This is a genomic window from Pseudomonas sp. GW822-FHT02E03, assembly GCF_058802325.1.
In genome coordinates, this window is the sequence record NZ_JBXAOA010000102.1 from 1 (window position 1) to 815 (window position 815).

Annotated in this window: 1 protein-coding gene; it reads left to right on the forward strand. The window is 58.2% G+C overall.

Features of this window, described 5'->3' with window-relative positions:
- Positions 1 to 155 precede the first annotated feature (155 nt).
- Entirely contained in the window at positions 156 to 722 is a 567-nt protein-coding gene (locus AC1RQB_RS28225; RefSeq protein ID WP_063342308.1) for a GNAT family N-acetyltransferase, read from the forward strand.
- Positions 723 to 815: the final 93 nt, after the last annotated feature.

Below are 815 nucleotides of genomic sequence, written 5' to 3' on the forward strand. Positions count from 1 at the left end.
TTGCTCGCGAAGGGGTCATCAGCTTCAACATCATCGTTGACTGACACACCGCTTTCGCGAGCAAGCCCGCTCCCACAGAGTGCTCGTGCCCGAACAGATGAAATACCGGAAACGCAGAACCTGAAAATCATCTCATCGAAGTTTATGGGGAAATAATGGCTGTTGAATTTCGTCCGGCATTGCGCACGGATGCGCGCGAGATCGCCCGTTTGTTCCAGATTTCATCAGAGGGTGCTTCGGATTACATCTGGAGCCAGCTGGCGGAGCCCGGGCAGGATCTGCTGGAGGTGGGTGCCGCTCGTTACGCCCGTGAAGATGTCGATTTTTCCTATCAGAACTGCCTGATCGCGCAGGCCGAGGGAGAGGTCATCGGCATGCTGCACAGCTACGTGATGCGCCACGATCCCCTGGCCGCTCCCGTGACCGACCCGGTCCTGGCACCGTATGCCACCATGGAAATCCCCGACACCCTCTATATTTCGAGCCTGGCTCTGCATGAGGGCTGGCGCAATCAGGGCTTGGGCAAACAGTTCCTCGCCTACGCCTACGACCGTGCCAACCGGTTGGGGCTCAACGGCTTGAGTTTGATCGACTACGCGGCGAACACCGGCGCCCGGCGGTTTTATGAGCGTCACGGCTTCCGGATCGTCGATACCTGCCAGATCACGCCCCACCCAATGATTCGGGTTACGGGTGAGGCTTATTTGATGTATCGGCCTTAAGGCTGAGCCCTGTTCGTGTGGGAGCGGGCTTGCTCGCGAAGGGGTCATCAGCTTCAACATCATCGTTGACTGACACACCGCTTTCGCGAGCAA